Origin of the sequence: Prosthecodimorpha staleyi (genome assembly GCF_018729455.1) — a bacterium.
Classification (GTDB): Bacteria; Pseudomonadota; Alphaproteobacteria; order Rhizobiales; family Ancalomicrobiaceae; genus Prosthecodimorpha; species Prosthecodimorpha staleyi.
Genome location: NZ_JAHHZF010000015.1, coordinates 177,774 through 196,568, shown reverse-complemented (window position 1 = coordinate 196,568; position 18,795 = coordinate 177,774). Strand labels below are relative to the sequence as shown.

General features: G+C 68.9%; 20 protein-coding genes. 2 read left to right on the top strand and 18 right to left on the bottom strand.

All coding sequences use genetic code 11. From position 1 onward, the window contains the following. From KL771_RS25780 to KL771_RS25695, 18 genes are all read right to left on the bottom strand, one after another. Positions 1-342, bottom strand: a 342-nt coding sequence (locus tag KL771_RS25780) for an IF-2-associated domain-containing protein (protein WP_261971372.1), incomplete at its 3' end; no start/stop codon positions are given. 7 nt (positions 343-349) lie between these two features. Further along, positions 350-1,006 (bottom strand): RNA-binding protein, encoded by a 657-nt coding sequence (locus KL771_RS25775; RefSeq protein ID WP_261971371.1) that lies wholly within the window; start codon positions 1,004-1,006, stop codon positions 350-352. A gap of 33 nt (positions 1,007-1,039) precedes the next feature. Further along, positions 1,040-2,626, bottom strand: a complete 1,587-nt coding sequence (nusA, locus tag KL771_RS25770) for a transcription termination factor NusA (protein ID WP_261971370.1) — start codon at positions 2,624-2,626, stop codon at positions 1,040-1,042. 51 nt (positions 2,627-2,677) lie between these two features. After that, complete coding sequence (gene rimP, locus KL771_RS25765; RefSeq protein WP_261971369.1) at positions 2,678-3,301, bottom strand: ribosome maturation factor RimP; 624 nt, start codon at positions 3,299-3,301, stop codon at positions 2,678-2,680. A 255-nt stretch (positions 3,302-3,556) separates the two neighbouring features. Next, complete coding sequence (gene trmB, locus KL771_RS25760) at positions 3,557-4,300, bottom strand: tRNA (guanine(46)-N(7))-methyltransferase TrmB (RefSeq protein ID WP_390867739.1); 744 nt, start codon at positions 4,298-4,300, stop codon at positions 3,557-3,559. Continuing rightward, positions 4,297-5,493, bottom strand: coding sequence for a methionine adenosyltransferase (metK, locus tag KL771_RS25755; protein WP_261971368.1), 1,197 nt, complete (start codon positions 5,491-5,493; stop codon positions 4,297-4,299). The genes trmB and metK overlap by 4 nt, the downstream gene beginning before the upstream one ends. A gap of 239 nt (positions 5,494-5,732) precedes the next feature. Further along, positions 5,733-6,149, bottom strand: a complete 417-nt coding sequence (locus tag KL771_RS25750) for a helix-turn-helix domain-containing protein (RefSeq protein WP_054358822.1) — start codon at positions 6,147-6,149, stop codon at positions 5,733-5,735. Between the two features lie 210 nt (positions 6,150-6,359). After that, complete coding sequence (gene lnt / locus KL771_RS25745; protein ID WP_261971367.1) at positions 6,360-8,024, bottom strand: apolipoprotein N-acyltransferase; 1,665 nt, start codon at positions 8,022-8,024, stop codon at positions 6,360-6,362. After that, positions 8,021-9,073, bottom strand: coding sequence for a hemolysin family protein (locus tag KL771_RS25740; RefSeq protein ID WP_261971366.1), 1,053 nt, complete (start codon positions 9,071-9,073; stop codon positions 8,021-8,023). The genes lnt and KL771_RS25740 overlap by 4 nt, the downstream gene beginning before the upstream one ends. Then, a complete protein-coding gene (gene ybeY / locus KL771_RS25735) occupies positions 9,070-9,618 on the bottom strand; it encodes an rRNA maturation RNase YbeY (protein WP_261971365.1) in 549 nt (182 codons plus the stop codon). Before ybeY ends, KL771_RS25740 begins: the two co-directional genes overlap by 4 nt. After that, on the bottom strand, positions 9,615-10,661 hold the full coding sequence (locus KL771_RS25730) for a PhoH family protein (RefSeq protein WP_261971383.1): 1,047 nt from the start codon (positions 10,659-10,661) through the stop codon (positions 9,615-9,617). The genes ybeY and KL771_RS25730 overlap by 4 nt, the downstream gene beginning before the upstream one ends. A gap of 38 nt (positions 10,662-10,699) precedes the next feature. Then, positions 10,700-12,211, bottom strand: a complete 1,512-nt coding sequence (gene miaB, locus KL771_RS25725; protein WP_261971364.1) for a tRNA (N6-isopentenyl adenosine(37)-C2)-methylthiotransferase MiaB — start codon at positions 12,209-12,211, stop codon at positions 10,700-10,702. 99 nt (positions 12,212-12,310) lie between these two features. Continuing rightward, positions 12,311-13,243 carry a lysophospholipid acyltransferase family protein gene (locus KL771_RS25720; protein WP_261971363.1) on the bottom strand — a complete coding sequence of 311 codons (933 nt, stop codon included), beginning with the start codon at positions 13,241-13,243 and terminating at the stop codon, positions 12,311-12,313. After that, positions 13,240-13,638, bottom strand: a complete 399-nt coding sequence (locus tag KL771_RS25715; protein ID WP_261971382.1) for a Fur family transcriptional regulator — start codon at positions 13,636-13,638, stop codon at positions 13,240-13,242. Before KL771_RS25715 ends, KL771_RS25720 begins: the two co-directional genes overlap by 4 nt. A gap of 120 nt (positions 13,639-13,758) precedes the next feature. Continuing rightward, on the bottom strand, positions 13,759-14,256 hold the full coding sequence (locus KL771_RS25710) for a GNAT family N-acetyltransferase (protein ID WP_315901528.1): 498 nt from the start codon (positions 14,254-14,256) through the stop codon (positions 13,759-13,761). Further along, positions 14,253-14,996 carry a tRNA (adenosine(37)-N6)-threonylcarbamoyltransferase complex dimerization subunit type 1 TsaB gene (tsaB, locus tag KL771_RS25705; protein WP_261971362.1) on the bottom strand — a complete coding sequence of 248 codons (744 nt, stop codon included), beginning with the start codon at positions 14,994-14,996 and terminating at the stop codon, positions 14,253-14,255. The genes KL771_RS25710 and tsaB overlap by 4 nt, the downstream gene beginning before the upstream one ends. 114 nt (positions 14,997-15,110) lie before the next feature. Then, a complete protein-coding gene (locus tag KL771_RS25700; RefSeq protein ID WP_054358819.1) occupies positions 15,111-15,674 on the bottom strand; it encodes a NifU family protein in 564 nt (187 codons plus the stop codon). 233 nt (positions 15,675-15,907) lie between these two features. Further along, positions 15,908-16,396: a universal stress protein gene (locus tag KL771_RS25695; RefSeq protein WP_261971361.1), complete on the bottom strand. Its 489-nt coding sequence runs from the start codon at positions 16,394-16,396 to the stop codon at positions 15,908-15,910. A 134-nt stretch (positions 16,397-16,530) separates the two neighbouring features. Between KL771_RS25695 and KL771_RS25690 the strand changes: the two genes are divergently transcribed. Together KL771_RS25690 and KL771_RS25685 are read left to right on the top strand one after the other, a co-directional pair. After that, a complete protein-coding gene (locus KL771_RS25690) occupies positions 16,531-17,247 on the top strand; it encodes a response regulator (protein WP_261971360.1) in 717 nt (238 codons plus the stop codon). After that, on the top strand, positions 17,244-18,689 hold the full coding sequence (locus tag KL771_RS25685; RefSeq protein WP_261971359.1) for an ATP-binding protein: 1,446 nt from the start codon (positions 17,244-17,246) through the stop codon (positions 18,687-18,689). Before KL771_RS25690 ends, KL771_RS25685 begins: the two co-directional genes overlap by 4 nt. Positions 18,690-18,795: the final 106 nt, after the last annotated feature.

Below are 18,795 nucleotides of genomic sequence, written 5' to 3'. Positions count from 1 at the left end.
CCGGCGCCCGGGCGCCGCGGCGGGAGGGGGCGCCACGACGGGGGCGGGTGCCGGTGCCGGCCCGGCGGCCGGAGCCGCCGCCACCGCCGGAGCGGCGGGCGGCGTCGGCGCGACCGAGGGCGCCGCGGCCGGTGCAGCCGCGTTCGGGCGCACCGCGGCGGGCTCGACCTCGCCGGGCTTCAGGATCGGCCGCTTCTTCTTCGTCTCGACGACGACCGCCTTCGACCTGCCGTGGCTGAAGCTCTGCCGGACAACGTTGGTGTCCGACTTGGGCTTCAACGTCAGCGTCTTCTTGACGTCGACGTGCAGGGTCTTGTCGGTCGTGCTCTTCGTATCGTTCATGAGCCTGTCAGTCCTGCGGGGCGTCGCCGCCCCTCGTACGTTCGTTGTCCGCCGCCGGGATGGCCGTGCCACCCCGCCAGCGTTCGAGCGCGTGGTACCGCTCGAGGAATATTTCACCCGCCCGGCCCGCGAGCACCGCAGCATGTACCACATTCGACCGGCCCAATGCCAAATCCAATTGGGCCCCGGAGAAGAAACGCACGACCGGAATCGCGTTTTCGTCGCCGAAGCGGCGCCGGAGCGCCGCGGTCATCTTGTTCGTCCCGTCCTCGCCGGCCTCGCCCGCACGGATCAGGCCGATCACCGCATCCGAGCGGATCGCAGCTTCGACCTTGGCGAAGCCCAGGACGATCAGGCCGGCCTTGCGGGCCAGACCGAGCGTGCCGAGGGCGGCATCCATCAGGAGCCGGTCGACCTGATCGGGCAGGTCGGTTCCGGCCTTGGCTTCCTCGCCGAAGCCGCGGCCGAACAGCCGCTTCCTCGTCGCCGTCTCGACCGCCTTGCGGCTGGCTTCGACCCATACGCCGCGCCCTGGAAGCTTGCGCTTCAGGTCGGGCACCACAGTTCCGTCCGGACCGAGCACGAAGCGGATCAGCGCCTCGACCGGCAGGGTCTCTCGCGAGACGATGCAGGTCCGCTCGGTCGGTTCGTTCTTGCGCGGCATGGCCTGATCCGGCCGAACCCCGAGGCGCCGGCCTCAGGCCTCGTCCGCCTCCTCGGCTTCCGCATGCGCCGCGGGCTCGTCGATCCAGCCGGCCTTGATGCGGGCGGCCATCACGATCGCCTCCACCTCGGCCTTCGAAACCTCGAACCCCTTCAGCGCGCCGTCATGCTTGATCGTCTCGCCGTTCTTGCGTTCGGTCCAGCCGGTCAGGTCGTCGGTGGCGCAGCCGGCCAGATCCTCGACCGTCTTGATGCCGTCCTTGCCGAGCGCGACCATCATGGCGGTGGTCACGCCGGGCACCTCGCGCATGGCATCCTCGACGCCGAGCGCCTTGCGCTCCTCGTCCTGGGCCGCCTCGATCTCGGCCAGATGCGCCAGGGCGCGGTTCTGGATTTCCTGAGCGGTATCCTCGTCGAAGCCTTCGATGCCGGCAATCTCGTCCAGGTCCACATAGGCCAGTTCGTCGATCGAAGCGAATCCTTCCGTCGCCAAAAGCTGCGCGACGACCTCGTCGACATCCAGCGCCTGCATGAACAGCTGGGTGCGTTCCTGGAATTCCTTCTGGCGACGCTCCGATTCCTCGGCCTCGGTCAGAATGTCGATATCCCACCCGGTCAGCTGCGAGGCGAGACGGACGTTCTGGCCGCGGCGGCCGATGGCCTGGGACAGCTGGTCGTCGGGGACGACCACCTCGATCCGGCCGGCATCCTCGTCGAGCACCACCTTGGAGACTTCGGCCGGCTGCAGCGCATTGACCAGAAAGGTGGCGGCATCCGACGACCACGGGATGATGTCGATCTTCTCGCCCTGCAACTCGCCGACCACCGCCTGGACGCGGCTGCCGCGCATGCCGACGCAGGCGCCGACCGGGTCGATCGAGCTGTCGCGGGAATAGACCGCGATCTTGGCGCGCGAGCCCGGATCGCGGGCGACCGACTTCACCTCGATGATGTTGTCGTAGATTTCCGGCACTTCCTGCGCGAACAGCTTGGCCATGAACTGCGGATGGGTGCGCGACAGGAAGATCTGCGGCCCGCGCTGCTCGCGGCGCACGTCGTACACATAGGCGCGGACGCGGTCGCCGTTGCGGAAATTCTCGCGCGGGATCAGTTCGTCGCGGCGCACGATGGCCTCGCCGCGGCCGAGATCGACGATCACGTTGCCGTATTCGATGCGCTTGACGCTGCCGTTGACGATCTCGCCGATGCGATCCTTGAATTCGTCATACTGCCGGTCGCGCTCGGCCTCGCGCACTTTCTGCACGATGACCTGCTTGGCCGACTGGGCGGCGATGCGGCCGAAGTCCATCGGCGGCAGCGGCTCGGCGATCATGTCGCCGACCTGCGCGGCCGGGTTCTTCATGCGCGCTTCGTCGACCGAGATCTGGATCGCCGGGTTGTCGACCTCGTCGACCACCATCAGCAGCCGCTGCAGGCGGATTTCCCCGGTCTTGGAGTTGATCTCGGCCTTGACCTCGGTTTCCGAGCCGTAGCGCGAGCGGGCCGCCTTCTGGATCGCATCCTCCATCGCGGCGAGCACGATCCGCCGGTCGATCACCTTCTCGCGTGCGACCGCGTCGGCGATCTGGAGGAGTTCCAGCCTGTTGGCGCTGACTGCCATGGTCTTCTCCCTGGGACCGGACCGCTTCGCGCGAGCCGGGGGCTTTCGTCGTCAGGAACGGGCGGCCTCGGGGCCGCCGTCGGTTTCGGAAGGCTCGTCATCGGTCTCGGCGTCGTCGAGCCCGATTTCGCGTTGCGCCAGCTTGGCGGCACGCAGCGAAGCCTTGATCAGGTCGTCGGTCAGGACGAGGCGCGCCTCGGCCAGATCGTCCATCGGCAGCCAGACCGTGTCCGCCGCGCCGGGGGCGGGATCGGCGACCTTGAGGCCGATCGTGGCCTCGCGCGCGCCGAGCAGGATGCCGCGCCAGCGCTTGCGGCCGTCGATCAGGCGTCCGAGTTCGATCTTGGCCTCATGGCCGGACCAGCGGTCGAAGTCCGATGGACGCACCAGCGGCCGGTCAATGCCGGGCGAGGACACCTCGAGATTGTAGGCGCGCTCGACCGGATCGTCGGCATCGAGCGCCGGCGACACGTTCCGGCTGATCGTCTCGCAGCCTTCGACATTCATGCTGCCGTCCGGCCGCTCAGCCATGATCTGAACCGTGAAGCCGTTGCGGGCGGAGCATTTCACGCGGACCAGGCGAAAGCCCAGATCCTCGATGACCGGTTCCACGATGGCGGCGACGCGGGCATCCATCCCGGTCTCGCTGATGATGCGCGGTTCGTTGCGCGTCACGGATCGTCCCATTCTCGCGGATCGGCAGCGCCGTCCCGGTGATGAAGGCCGGCGGGACCGGCCCAGGAGACCGGCCGGTTGCCCGGCCTGGTCGGCAGATCGGCGGAACCGATCCGGTGAAGCAAAAAAGAGCGGGTCCCGGGAGGGGCCCACTCTCACCACACTCCATCAGGAGCGAACTGAGATATTGAGATGGCGGCAATATAGTCGAAAGCGGCCGAAGCGCAAGGCCGTCGATGCGGGCCGGCCTACCGCTCAGCGGCGCTCGGTGCGCAGATAGGCCGGAACGCGGCCCTCGCGCAGGGCCTTCGCCTCGTAGCGGGTGCCGGGCCAGCCGTCCCAGGGGCGGCGCCAGTCGTCCGCCTGCATGGCCGTCCAGCGGAAAGCCTCGTGGGCGAGCAGGCGCGCCAGGGTCCAGTCGACATAGTCGGCCCAGTCGCTGGCGAAGCGGAATTCGGCGCCCGGCCGGAGCACGCGGGCGATCCGGTCCAGATTGGCGCGGTCGACGAAGCGGCGCTTCCAGTGCCGCTTCTTCGGCCACGGGTCGGGATAGAGAAGATAGAGGCGGTCGAGCGAGGCCGGCGGCAGCCAGTCGAGCAGAGGCACGGAATCGGCATTGTGCAGCCGGATGCGGCCGGCCAGGCCGTGCCGTTCGATCGCCGCCAGCGCCTTGGCCATGCCGTTGACGAAGGGCTCTACCCCGATCAGGCCGAGGTCGGGATCGGCCAGCGCCATGGCGATCAGGTGCTCGCCGCCGCCGAAGCCGCTTTCCAGATGGACCCGCGTCACCGGGACCTCGAAGAGCCGGCCGAGATCCGCCGGAGCCGGGCTCGACAGGTCGAGCGCCAGCTGCGGCAGCAAGGTTTCCATCAGGTCGGAATGGCCGTCGCGCAGCGGCTTGCCCTTGCGCCGCCCGTAGAAGGCATGAGCGCGCGCCTCGCCGTCCGCCGGAGACGGTCCGGCGGCGGCATCGGGGCTGCGCTGCGCGATTCCGGTCACTGACCGACGGCCGTCCGGATGGCGTGGACGAGGTCGATCTGTTCCCAGGAGAAGCCGCCGTCGGCCTCCGGCGCGCGGCCGAAATGGCCGTAGGCGGAGGTCCGGGCATAGACCGGGCGGTTGAGCTTGAGGTGGGTCCGGATGCCGCGGGGCGTCAGATCCATCACCGCGCGCAGCCCGGTTTCGAGCTTCGCCTCATCGACGCGCCCGGTGCCGTGCAGGTCGACATAGACGGCGAGCGGCTGCGAAACGCCGATCGCATAGGCGAGCTGAATGGTGCAGCGGTCGGCGAGATCGGCGGCGACCACGTTCTTGGCCAGATAGCGCGCCGCATAGGCGGCCGAGCGGTCGACCTTGGTCGGGTCCTTGCCCGAGAAGGCGCCGCCGCCATGCGGGGCCGCCCCGCCGTAGGTGTCGACGATGATCTTGCGTCCGGTCAGGCCGCAATCGCCGTCCGGGCCGCCGATTACGAACTTGCCGGTCGGATTGACGTGCCAGACGGTCTCCCGGTTGACCCAGCCGTCCGGCAGGGCCGCGACGATGTAGGGCTCGACGATGGCGCGCACGTCGGACGAGGTGAGGTTTTCGTCGAGATGTTGCGTCGAAAGCACGATCTGGGTGGCGCCGACGGCCTTGCCGTTCTCGTAGCGCACCGTGACCTGGCTCTTGGCATCCGGGCCGAGCGCCTTCTCCCGGCCCGACTTGCGCGCCTCGGCCAGGAGCTTCAGGATCTTGTGCGAGTAGTAGAGAGGCGCCGGCATCAGTTCCGGCGTTTCACGGCAGGCATAGCCGAACATGATGCCCTGGTCGCCGGCACCTTCGTCCTTGTTGCCGGCGGTGTCGACGCCGATCGCGATGTCGGCCGACTGGGCATGCAGGTGGACGTCGATCTGGGCCTTCTCCCAGTGGAAACCTTCCTGTTCGTAGCCGATGTCGCGGATGGCGAGCCGCGCCACATGGGCGATCAGGTCCCGGGTGATCGTCTCCGGACCGCGCGTCTCGCCGGCGATGACCACGCGGTTGGTGGTGGCCAGCGTCTCGCAGGCGACGCGCAGATGAGACGGATCCCAGCCGGCTTCCGGTCCGAGGCGGAAGAAGGCGTCGACCACTTCGTCGGAAATGCGATCGCAGACCTTGTCGGGATGACCCTCGGCCACGGACTCGCTGGTAAAGACGTAATTCGACCGGGACACTGGAAATCTCTCGCAGAAACGCGACGGGACGGAGGGTCCCGGCGACGGGCGAACCCGTCTATCAGTCGGATCCGATCACGGTCAAGTTCGGGCGCTGTCGCTCCGGCATCGCGCAGCGGCAGGGCGTCGGACTGCGATCGGCGAGCCTCCCGCAACCGGTCTGCAGCGCCGGCAGCGGAAAGCGAACCTGTGCGGTTGATGTCCGTTGAGCGGCTCCGTCCAGCCGCTCGCCGGCCTTCTCACTCTTCGTCTTCGCCGGCGATGGAGCGGACGAGTTCGACGACCTTCCGACGCACCTTGGCGTCCTTGATCCGGACGAAGGCCTTGTTGAGCGACAGTCCCTCCGAACTCGACAGGAAGTCGACGACATAGGAGGCGCCGGCGGCTTCGTCGAAGCCCTGATTGCCGGCGACCGGCGTCATGCCCGGCGCATCTTCGAAGAAGAAGGCGACCGGAACATTCAGTACACGGGCAATGGCCTGCAGTCGGCTGGCACCGATACGATTGGTGCCCTTCTCGTATTTCTGGATCTGCTGGAAAGTGATGCCCAGATGTTCGCCAAGTTTCTCCTGGCTCATCCCAAGCATCATGCGCCGGAGCCGCACGCGGCTGCCGACATGAATGTCGATCGGATTGGGGGATTTTTTGCTGGCCATTTTGGCACCTTTGTTCCGGTTTTTGTCACTTTGTTATTGGCAGCGCCGAGGCGCCGTGGCGAGCCACCGATTGTCGTGAGGATCGTTGACCCACGTTGAGGCTGGTGTCCCGACAGCCCCAACGCATACCGAAAGGTCGCGTGCCCTCACAATCGATAGACTCGTGATTGCATCATTCCAGGCATGAGACAGGACGTCAACTTCCGCTCATCACGATAGTCTCCGTGCCCGAATTAACACTAAGCAAAGCATACATATAGAGGCCAGCCAAAACGCATTGGATCGGTGTTCCGAGTAGAAAGTTGCAGGCAAACTCACGGGAAGTTGCGCGTCAAATTGAGCGGATTGACCGAGCTTCAGCGAAGATATGACGCGCCCATACCCGTCGATCACAGCAGAAATGCCAGAATTGGCCGCCCGAACGAGGGGTAATCCCTCTTCAACTGTCCGCAACCTGACCTGATGAAAATGCTGGTAGGGGCCAGGCGTCAGCCCGAACCAAGCGTCGTTGGTCACGTTGAGCAGCCATTCCGGCCGATTTCGGGCATCCACGACGGCATCGGGAAATATGGCCTCGTAGCAGATCAGCGGTCCCATGGCCGGAGCGCCCGGAACCGCCAGGGTCTGCAGTCCCGGCCCGGGCGTGAAGCCGCCGCGCAGATGGGTCAATTGTCGCAGACCGATGGCCTCCAGGGTGTCCTGGGCCGGGAGGTATTCGCCGAATGGAACGAGATGGGCCTTGTCGTAGGCGGCGAGAATGGCGGCATTCTCGCCGATCACGTAGATCGAGTTGAAGTAGCGCGTCCGGCTTTCGCCGGGCGCCGGCGGTTCGGCCCGGATGGCGCCGGTCAGAAGGATGGTCCCGGACGGCAGCAGGTCGGCCAGTTGGCGCAAGGCTTCCGGCTCGTAGGTCAGCAGGAACGGGAAGGCGGATTCCGGCCAGATCAGATGCGTCACGCCGGCCAGACCCTGGCCGTCGGCGCCGGCTGCGGTGCTGAGCGCCGTGTAGCGGGCCAGGATTTCGTCGCGGAACTCCGGCTTCCACTTGTGCGACTGATCGATGGCGGGCTGCATGATGCGCAACCTGATGCCGGGATGGACGGCGACGGCCTGCGCCGGCAGCCGCCAGACGCCGAAGCCCGCGACCGCAGCGAACAGCGCGAGGCCGGCCGCGGCCGTCGCCAGCCCGGCGCGCCCGCCGCCGGCGGCTGCGGCCGGCGCGGCGAAGATCAGAACGGCCAGCAGCGTCATGCCGTCGAGGCCGACCAGCGAGGCGGCCTGCATCAGCGTATCGTTGGCGGCGAGGCCGTAGCCGAGGGCGTTCCACGGGAAGCCGGTCAGGATGTGGCCGCGCAGATATTCCGAGATCCAGAGGCCGACCGCGAGCGCCAGGATGCGGGCCGGCCCGTCGGTCCAGAGGAGGCGGGCGATCACGGTGCCGAGGCCCGTGAACAGGCCGAGCCCGGCCGAAAGGGCGGCAAGGGCGATCGGCAGCAGCCAGCCGAAGCGCAGGGGATCGACCAGGAAAGCCGATCCGATCCACCAGAGTCCGGCCAGGAAGTAGCCGGCGCCGAAGCTCCAGCCGATTCCGAAGGCCGCGCGCCAGCGGCTGCCGCGGCCGCCATCGGCGGTCTCGACGGCGCCGTCGAGCAGGAAGACGAGGACCGGAAGCGCGATCCACAAGACCGGAAAGGCGTGGATCGGCGCCTGGGACAGTGCGGCCAGCGCCCCGGCGAGCCCGGCGGCGAGGGCCCGGCGCCAGCCCCAGGCGAGAACCAGGCTGCCGGCGACCCGCTCGAGCGGACCCGCGCGGCCCGGGCCGCGGGTGGCCGCGCGCCGGGTCGAGCGCATGGCTTCGGTCGGGGCGAGGCTCACGCGGCGCCCATCTCGCCGACGCGGCCCTTGTCGTCGCCGCGCCGGCCCGCCGGGCCGTCGGGCATGATGTGGACCCGCCGGATGCGCCGGTTGTCGGCGGCGACGATCTCGAACATGTAGCCGGGCAGCCGGTCGGACCGGATCTGCTCGCCGCTGACCGCCATCCGGCCGACCAGGGCGGAGACGAGGCCGCCGACCGTTTCGACATCTTCGGGAATGTCGGCCGCGTCGAGGTCGATGCCGGTCGCCTCGGCGAAATCCTCCAACTCGACCAGCCCGTCGGCGATCCAGCCGCCGGTTCCGTTCGGCACGATGGCGGCCCCCTCCTCGTCGATGTCGTGTTCGTCCTCGATGTCGCCGACGACGGTCTCGACCACGTCCTCGAGGCTGACCAGCCCGTCGACGCCGCCATATTCGTCGATCACCAGCGCCATCTGGATGCGGTTCGACTGCATCCGCGCGAGCAGGTCGGTGACCGGCATCGAGGCCGGCACGAACAGGACCGGCCGGACCAGTCCGGTATCGGACAGCCGGCGCCCGAGGTCGACCTGCGTCAGGTGGATGCCGGCCGTTTCCTCCGACCGGGTCTCGATCGACGAGGCGCGCACCGCCGCTTCCTCGGCGATATGGTTCATCAGGTCGCGGATGTGGACCATGCCGGACGCGTCGTCCAGGGTCTCGCGGTAGATCGGCATGCGGCTGTGGCCGGTCTCCTTGAAGGCGATCATCAGTTCGGTCAGCGAGACGTCGACCGCGACCGCGGCGATCTCCGCCCGCTGGATCATGATGTCGCCGACGCGGGTCTCGCCCAGCCGCAGGATGTTGCGGATCATGCGCCGTTCGTCGGCCGTGAAGCTGTCGTCGGCGCCGCCGTCGCGCTCGAGCAGGTCTTCGAGTGTGGCGCGCAGGGTGGCGGTCGACGGCTTCAGGCCGACCGCCGACATCAATCGGTCGATCCAGGTTTCGCCGGATCGACTGTCGCCCTCGCGCGGTTCGGCGCCGTGGCCGTTCTCCTGCCCGCCGGCGCCGGAATTCTGGGGATCGCTCATTTCGCCTTCGTCTCGACAGGATCCCCGCCGCTGCCGTCGATCGGCTGCGTGTCGGCATAGGGATCGGGAATGCCGAGGTCGGCCAGGATGGCCGTCTCCAGCCGCTCCATGGCTTCGGCCTCGTCGCTCTCTTCGTGATCGTAGCCGAACAGATGCAACAGTCCGTGCACGATCAGATGACTGACATGATGCGCGAGCGGCCGGCCCGCGTCGAGCGCTTCGGCTGCGGTCGTCTCGTAGGCGACGGCGATGTCGCCGAGCATCGGCCCGATCGGATCGTCGGGATCGGAGCCTGGGAAGGACAGGACGTTGGTCGGCTTGTCCTTGTCGCGCCAGTCGCGGTTGAGGACCCGGATATGCGCGTCGTCGGTCAGCAGCACCGACAGTTCGGCGGCCTCGGGGACCTCGATGCCGCCCGAGCGGTCCGCTGCGGCGACCGCGGCCTCGATGAGCGGGCGGATGTCCGCCTCCTCGCCCCAGTCGCCGGCCTCGATCAGGATGTCGATGGCGATGCCGGGGCCTTGTGCGGCCGTCTCGGTGCTCACGGGGTCGGCCCCCGCGCCGCCATGGGGCCGAAGGTCCGGGCGGCCTCGGCGGCCAGCCGTTCGCGCGACTGGTCGTCGTAGGCCTTGACGATGCGGCCGACCAGTTCGTGCCGGACGACGTCCTTCTCGGTGAAGCCGACCGTGACGATGCCCTTGACGCCCTTGAGGATCTCCAGCGCGTCGACGAGCCCCGACTTCTGTCCCGGGCCGAGATCGACCTGGGTCGGGTCGCCGGTGACGATCATCTTGGAATTCTCGCCGAGGCGGGTCAGGAACATCTTCATCTGCATCGTCGTGCAGTTCTGCGCCTCGTCGAGCAGCACGACCGCGTTGGCGAGCGTGCGCCCGCGCATGAAGGCGAGCGGTGCCACCTCGATCATCCCGGACTGCAGGCCGCGTTCGACCTTTTCGGCCGGCATCATGTCGTAAAGCGCGTCATAGAGCGGCCGCAGATAGGGGTCGACCTTCTCGCGCATGTCGCCGGGCAGGAAGCCCAGCCGCTCGCCGGCTTCGACGGCCGGCCGCGACAGGATCAGGCGTGTGGCGTCGCCGCGCTCGATCAGCGCGGCCGCATAGGCGACCGCCAGATAGGTCTTGCCGGTGCCGGCGGGGCCGACGCCGAAGACCAGGTCGGCGCGGTCCATGGCGCGGATATAGGCGTCCTGGGCCGGCGTCCGCGCCACGACGGTCTTCTTGCGGGTCGAAATCTGGGCGGCGGTGATGCGCCCCTTGGGTTCCAGCGTCGGCAGCGGCAGTTGGGCTTCCGAGGCTTCGGCCATGCGGATGGCGCCGTCGACATCGCCGGGATGGACTTCGGAGCCCATCTGCAGCCGGTCCCAGAGGATCTCCAGGACCTGGCGGGCCTGCAGGCAGGCCTGATGCGGCCCCTTGATGGTGACCTGATTGCCGCGCGCGATCGCGGTCACGCCGAGGCGGCGCTCGATCTCGGCCAGATTCTGGTCGAACTGGCCATAGAGGTCGCCGACCAGCCGGTTGTCGTCGAAGGCCAGATCCACATGCGTCAGGTCGGAGGCATGCGCCATGACCGGGAAGGACGGCTCCAGACCCTGCTTCGCCTCTTTCACCCGCGACCTCCTCTGGCGGCCGCTTCTGCGACCGCGTGACCGGCGGCCGCTTGCGCAGCCGCGTAACCGATGGCCGCCTGAGCGGCTGCGTGACTGGCGACCGCTGGTGCGGGCGCCCGACTGCCGGGCGCCGGCACGATCGCTCCGAACAACGAATAGCTGTGCACGTCCTCAATTGCGACCGAAACTATGCTGCCGATCATCGAGTCCGGCCCGTCGACATGGACCGGCTGCAGCCAGGGCGAGCGGCCGACCAACTGGCCGGGCACCCGGCCGCGCTTCTCGATCAGCACGTCCATGGTCAGGCCGACGCGGCTTCGATTGAAGGCTTGCGTCTGCCGCTCGATCAGGGCCTGCAAGCGCTGAAGGCGTTCGGACTTGACGGCCTCCGGCACCTGGTCGTCACGGCTCGCAGCCGGCGTGCCGGGGCGGGGCGAGTATTTGAACGTGAAGGCTGCCGCATAGCCGACCGTCTCGACGAGCGCCAGGGTCGCCTCGAAATCCGCATCGGTCTCGCCCGGGAAACCGACGATGAAATCGGAGGTCAGCGCAATGTCGGGCCGGGCGGCCCGGATGCGCTCGACCAGATCCCGGTAGTCGGCCGCCGTGTGGCGCCGGTTCATGGCCTTCAGGATGCGGTCGGAGCCCGATTGGACCGGCAGGTGCAGATAGGGCATCAGCGCCGGAAGGTCGCGATGGGCGGCGATCAGCGCCTCGTCCATGTCGCGCGGATGCGAGGTCGTGTAGCGGATGCGGTCGAGGCCGGGCAGATCGGCAAGCGCGGCGGCGAGGCGGCCGAGCGTCCATTCGCGCCCATCGGGGCCGAGTCCGTGCCAGGCATTGACGTTCTGTCCGAGCAGGGTCAGCTCGCGCACGCCGCCGTCGACCAGCGCCCGCGCCTCGGCAAGGATGCGGTCGAGCGGCCGGGAAACCTCGGCGCCGCGGGTATAGGGCACCACGCAGAAGCTGCAGAACTTGTCGCAGCCCTCCTGGATGGTCAGAAAGGCGGTCGGGCCGCGGGCCAGCGTCCGCGCCCTGTCCGGACCCGGCAGGGTCTCGAACTTGGCGCCGATGTCGAATTCCGTTTCAACGATCCCGGCGCCCCGGGCGACCGGCCCGCTGCGCTCACGCCGTTCCTCCGCCCGCGCCAACAGGTCGGGCAGGTTCTGGTAGCTCTGCGGCCCGACCACGAGATCGACGACCGGCGCGCGGCGGACGATCTCCTCGCCTTCGGCCTGGGCGACGCAGCCGGTCACGCCGATCATCAGCGAGCCGCCGGCCGCGGCCTTCTCGGCCTTCAGCACCCGCAGGCGGCCGAGCTCCGAATAGACCTTCTCGGCCGCCTTCTCGCGGATATGGCAGGTGTTGAGAAGGACGAGATCCGCCTCGTCGACATTCTCCGTCGCCTCGTAGCCCTCTCCGGCCAGGAGGTCCGTCATCCGATCGGAATCGTAGACGTTCATCTGGCAGCCGTAGGTGCGGACGAGGACTTTCTTCTTCGCTGTCATCACGTCAGGAGTGTCGATCGGGACCGGTTTGCGGTCCGACCATGCAGCGGGACCCGGGAGCCTGCTTAGCGCGAATCCGGCGGCGAGAACAGACGCAATTCAGGGCGCGGGCAGGATGCCGGCGGCCGTACCGGCCACGGCGGGCCGTTTCGACAGGCCGGTCGGGGCCGCCGCGCCGGGAAGGCCCGGCCGCAGCGGCTCGCGGCCGGCGATCCCTGCGGAGACCAGACGGCGGACCTCCCGCTCCAGCGCCCGGGTGATCAGCTTGCGGTCGGTGGTCTCGTCGAAGGGGATCGGCTCGCCCCAGACGAGGTCGATGTCGACCGGGCCGAGCAGGATCGTCCCGAGCAGATGCGGGAACATGTCGGTGTCGCCGTACCAGGCAAGCCGCGGCCGTTCGGCGCGCCCGAGGGGCAGGCCGTCGAGCCGCCGCAGCACGATGGCCAGCGGCTGCACCCAGACCCGGTCGTGACCGCCTTCCACCATTGCGGCGCGGGCCGCGCCGATCAGGGCGGAGCGGAAGGGCAGGACATGCGTGCCGTCCGACGACGTGCCTTCCGGAAACAGCACCATGGCGTCGCCCGAGGCGAGCCGCTGCGCGATCTCGCCGTTGACCCGCGCGGTATCGGTGCGCCGGGTGCGGTCGACGAAGACGGTGCGCTGGAGCTTGGCGAACAGGCCGAACAGCGGCCAGCCGGCGACCTCGCTCTTGGCCACGAAGGAGAGCGGCATCAGGCTGCCGATCAGGTTGATGTCGAGCCAGGAGACGTGGTTCGGGGTGACCAGGAGCGGCCGGTCGCGGCACGGCGCGCCGACCACGCGCACCCGCACGCCGAGGGCCGCCAGGGCGCGCCGGTGCCACCAGACCGGCAGCGTCGCCGCCAGCCGCCAGCCGCGCCGATGGGCGACAAGCTGAACCGGCAGGGCGGCCAGCGTCAGGGCGACCAGGCCCGCGATGGCGGCGACATTGCGCAGCGTCAGCACGAGCGACGGGCGTGCCGGCCGGCTCGCGTCGGACGCTGCTGCCGTCATCGCTCGCGCTCCGGACCGCGCTCCGCGTCGTCGAGCACGACGCCATAGAGTTCCAGGCGGTGTCCGACCAGGCGGTAGCCGAGTTCGCGCGCGACGAATTCCTGCAGCTTCTCGATCTCTTCGCTGCGGAACTCGATGACATGACCGGTGCGCATGTCGATCAGGTGATCGTGATGCTCTTCCGGCACCGTCTCGTAGCGGGCGCGTCCGTCGCGGAAGTCGTGCCGCTCGATGATGCCGGCATCCTCGAACAGCTTCACGGTGCGGTAGACGGTGGAAATCGAGATGCGCCGGTCGATCGCGGCGGCGCGACGGTGCAGTTCCTCGACATCCGGATGGTCGTCGGCGGAGGCGATCACACGGGCGATGACGCGGCGCTGTTCGGTCATGCGCATGCCGCGCGTCTCGCAGAGGTCTTCGAGGCTCTGCTCGCTGCAGACGCCGCGCGAGGTGCCCGTTCCGGCTGCGTTCAAGGCGAAACTCCCCGGTTGCCGGCCGATCCCGAAGACCGGCAGTTAACCGAGATCGGCCCGCATGACAAGCGCCGAGGCGCCCGGCGTCGAGCCCGCCCGGTAGTAGCCCTTGCGCTCGCCGACCTGCCGGAAACCGAGCTTGCCGTAGAGTGTCAGGGCGGGCGCATTGCCGCCGTCGACCTCCAGAAAGACCGCCTTGATCCGGTCGCGATAGAGACGCCGGAAGGCCGATTCGACCAGGGCCCGGCCGCAGCCGCGCCCGCGCTGGCGCGGCGACACCGCGATGGTCAGGATTTCCGCCTCGTCCGCCGCCGCGCGCATCAGAATGAAGCCGACGGGGCTGCGGGTTCCGAACAGGTTGGCCCGCCGGGCGACCATCCCGAACACGGTGCGGTCGCGCAGCAGCGCCGAGATTTCCTCTGCGGTCCATTCATACGGGAAGGATTCGCCGTGAATCGCAGCCAGTTCCGGCGCGTCGTCGAGTTCGGCCTCCTCGACCGCGATCGGCGCACTCGCCCACCACCAGAAGGGGTTCATCATGGACGGACCTCCGGGTCTGTCGGGGAGGGTGGGACGGGGTCTGCGTCGGGATCGGCCGCCCGGGCGATGCGGAAGCCTTCCTGCGGCTTGGCATCGGCGGCTCGCAGGTAGACCGGCGCCGGCGGCCGGGACGACGGCGCGCGTGCGGCGCCGATCCGGCCGACGCGAACGATATCGGGGAAGCGGATCGCCGCATCGGCGGCGATCCGGCCGTCGGCAGGCGCCGCGACCAGCATCGCGCCGGAACCGACGACGCGCGCGCCCGCGGCGATCGCCAGGGCGGCGGCCTGGGCATGGCCCATGGCGGCGGGGGCGGTCCGTTCCGCGGGAATCGGCAGGCCGTCCGGAGAGGCCTCGTAGAGCCCGGCATAGACCTCGCCCCGACGGGCGTCGATCGCCACCAGGACGGGACCCGGCGCCTGCCCCAGGGCTTCGTCGGCGATCGCCTCGAGCGTGGTCACGCCGACGACCGGGACGTCGGCCGCGAGGCCGATCGCCCGCGCGGCAGCAAGGCCGACCCGGATGCCGGTGAAACTGCCCGGCCCGATCGTGACGACGATGCGGCTGAGATCCCGCGGTGCCGTGCCGGCGGCCTCGAACACGTCCCCGGCCACCGCCATCAGAACTTCGGCGTGGCCGCGTCCGATGTCCCGGGTTGTGCGCGCCAGAACGTCGCCGCCGGCCGTCAGCAGGGCGACCGAGCAGGCATCCAAAGCGGTATCGAGGGCCAGAATGGACATTCTCGGACTAAAGCGCAGGCGGGACCATGACGTCGAGACGACTTTTGGCCGTCAGGCGCCGATCCATCATGATCGGCCTTCCTGAAAAGTGCCTTACGCTTCTGAGAAATCCCGTCAGGCTGCGCGCACTTCCTGTACGTCCGGAACGAAATGCCGCAGCAGATTCTGGATGCCGTGGCGTAGCGTGGCCGTCGAAGACGGACACCCAGCGCAGGCGCCCTTCATGTTCAGGTAGACGATCCCGTCGCGGAAGCCCTTGAAGGTGATGTCGCCGCCGTCGTTGGCGACCGCCGGGCGGACGCGGCTGTCGAGCAGTTCCTTGATGGTCGCCACCGTCTGGGCGTCGGACGGATCGAAGAATTCCTCGCCGGGCGCGATCTCGGTCGGGTCGCTGCCGACCGCCATGACCGGCGCGCCGGACATGAAATGCTCCATGATCACGCCCAGGATGGCCGGCTTGAGATGCGGCCATTCGGCGCCGGACTTGGTCACGGTGATGAAATCCGAGCCGAAGAACACGCCCGAAATGCCGGCGATCGAGAACAGCTTCTCGGCCAGCGGCGAGGCGCCGGCATCGTCCGCCGAGCGGAAGTCCTTGGTGCCCTCCGGCAGCACGGTGCGGCCGGGGATGAACTTCAGCGTCGCCGGGTTGGGCGTGGTCTCGGTCTGGATGAACATGTGCGCCTCCTCTCGGGTTCAAGGCCCGGAGCTTGGAACGGAAAGTAAGGATTCGGCGCCGGACATCAAGAGCCGGATGCAGGGGGCTGACGGCCGGCGGTTCGATAGGTCCGTCGCGCGCTCCCGGCAACGGCCGGCCTGCCGACCTGCCGGCCCCATTCGAATGGGTCCGGAGTGCCCGCGTGCGGGCCACAAGCGCGACGCAGCGCCGGTCCGGCGACGGCGGCGGGCCGTCAGGCGATTGCCGCGATCTCTTCGTCCGACAGCGTGCCTGGAACGATCGTGATCGGCACCGGGAAGCTGCCGAGCCGGCCGGTCAGGGCGGAGACGAGCGGGCCCGGACCTTCGCTGCCGGTTCCGGCGGCCAGCACCAGGATGGCGATATCCTCATCCTTCTCGATCAAGGCGACGACCTCGCCGGCGCGCACGCCCTCGCGCACCACCATCTCCGGCTCGATCCTGGCGACCGTGCGAATCCGGTCCGCCACCTTGGCGAGGGTCAGGTCGGCGGCCTCGCGCGCTTCGGCCCGCATCATCTGCTCGACGCCGATGAAGCCGCGGAAATCCTGGTCGTCGATGACATAGAGCATCACCAGCGCGCCGTTGGTGCGCTCCGCGCGGCGGGCCGCATAGATCAGCGCCCGGTCGCATTCCGGGGTGTCGTCGACGACGACGAGAAACTTGCGCTTGTGTCCGGCTTCGTGAGGGCGACGTGTCAGCATGGGGGGATGCTGGCACGGGTTACCGGTCAGCGGCAAGGCGCCGGCTTGCCGGAATGCGGGACCGGTGCCGACATGTTACATTGGGTTACATGTCGGCTCTTTCGCGCCGCGTATCGCAGCGGCATAACGGCTTCATGGAGTCCACACCCCACATATTGGTCGTCGAGGACGATCAGGAGATCCGCACCCTCGTGGCGCGTTACCTGAAGGCCAACGGCCTGAGGGTGACGACGGCTCCGGCCGCCCGCGAGATGGACCGGATTCTCCAGGAGGCGCGGATCGACCTGCTGGTGCTGGATGTGAATCTTCCCGGCGAGGACGGTTTCTCGATCTGCCGCCGGCTGCGCAATACCACGCCGCTGCCGATCATCATGCTGACGGCGCGGACCGAGGAGATCGACCGGGTGCTCGGCCTCGAGATGGGGGCGGACGACTATCTCGGCAAACCCTTCTCGCCGCGCGAATTGCTGGCGCGCATCCGTGCCGTCCTGCGGCGCCGGCCCGATCTCGGCCCCGGCTACCGCTCGGATCGGCGCGCGCGTGAGTTCGCCGGCTGGCGGTTCGAGCCGCTGTCGGCCCATCTCAGTTCGCCGTCGGGCACCCGGGTGCCGCTGACGGGGGCGGAATCCGATCTGCTCGCCGTGCTTAGCGACAATTCCGGCCGGGTCCTGTCGCGCGACGCCCTGCTCGACCTGACGCGCGGCCGGGCCGCCGGTCCGTTCGATCGCAGCGTCGATGTGCTGATCAGCCGCCTGCGCCAGAAGATCGAGGTCGATCCGCGCGATCCGCAGCTGATCCGCACCATCCGCGGCAACGGCTATCTGTTCACCGCCGAAGTGCAGGTGGAATGAAACGCGTCGTCCGCCTCCTGCCGCGCGGCATCGCCGGCCAGGTCGGCATGCTGATGGCCGTCGCCGTGCTGGCGACCGCCCTTGTCGGCGGGTTTGCCGGCTATCGCTTCGGGGCGCGGCCGGGCGGAACCGAAAATCCCATCATCCGCATCGGCGGGTTCATGACGGTGATCAGGATGCTGATCGCCGAACCCGATCTGGATGCGGTCGCGGTCCTGATCGCGTCCGCCAACAAGACCTTTCCGGGCTTCGATTTCGAGTTGATCGACGGCACCGCGGCCTCGCTCCCGCCGCCGGCCGACGCGCAGCGCGCATCGAAGCCTGCGGCACCACCTCCCCGTAGCCCCGGCGAACCCGGGCCGCCCGGCTTTCCGAGCCCGATCCTCGGACCCGACATCGCCGACTTTCTGCGCCGGGACCTCGGCGTCGAACGGGTGATCGTCGAGATGTCGACGCACGGAATGCCGGGGCGGATCATCATCCCCATCGCCGGCAACCGGGCCGTGCGCGCGACCATCCCGGCCATGCCGGCGCCATTCGGCAATTTCGGGCCGTTTCGCGGTCCCGACGCCGGGCGCATCGTCTCGATCCTGCTGCTCGGGGTGTTGGCGACCGTGCTGCTGTCGCTCTGGGCCGCCTTCTGGCTGACGCGGCCGCTACGCGAACTCGCCGAGGCGACCGAGCGCTTCGAGCCGGACCGGCCGCACGAGCCGATCACGGAGAGCGGGCCGGCCGAGGTGCGCCAGGCGGCGCGCGCCCTGAACCTGCTGCGCGACCGCGTCTCCCACCTGATCGCCCAGCATGCCCGCACCCTCGCGGCCGTTGGCCACGACCTGCGCACCCCGATCACCCGTCTCCGCCTGAAGGTGGAGTTCGTCGAGGATCCGGCGCTGAAGCGGGCGCTTGAAGGCGATCTCGACCGCATGTCGGCGATGGTCGAAGGGGCGTTGAACTATCTGCGCGCCGGCCACAGCGGCGCGGAGCGGCAGCGCGTCGACCTGGCCGCCCTGGTGCAGACCGTGGCCGACAGCGTGGCGGAGACCGGCGGCGACGTGGTCTGCGAACTGACGTCCGGCCGCACCCCGATCGTCGCCGACGTATCCAGCCTGGAGCGGGCCTTCTCGAACCTGATCGAGAACGCACTGCGCTACGGCAGCCGGTGCGAGGTCGGCATGACCATCGCGCCCGGCGAGGCGCGCGTGACCATCGACGACGACGGCCCGGGCATCGCCGAGGCGCAGCGCGAGCGGATGATGGAACCCTTCGTGCGCGGCGACGAGGCGCGTCCGGCCGGCGCCACCGAAGGCTTCGGCCTCGGCCTGTCCATCGCCTCGGCAGTGATTTCCGACCATGGCGGGCGAATCGCCTTCGAGGACCTGATCCCCCAGGGCTTGCGGGTCGTGGTGGCTCTGCCGCTGGCCACACCCGACGCGGCCGCGTGAGATTTGCAAATCTTCGTTTCCAGAACGCCGCCTGCAACATTCGATTACAAACCGGTCGCGAAGCCCCGCGGTTCGGAAAGGTTTGGTTAACGCGCCCGGCGCGTGA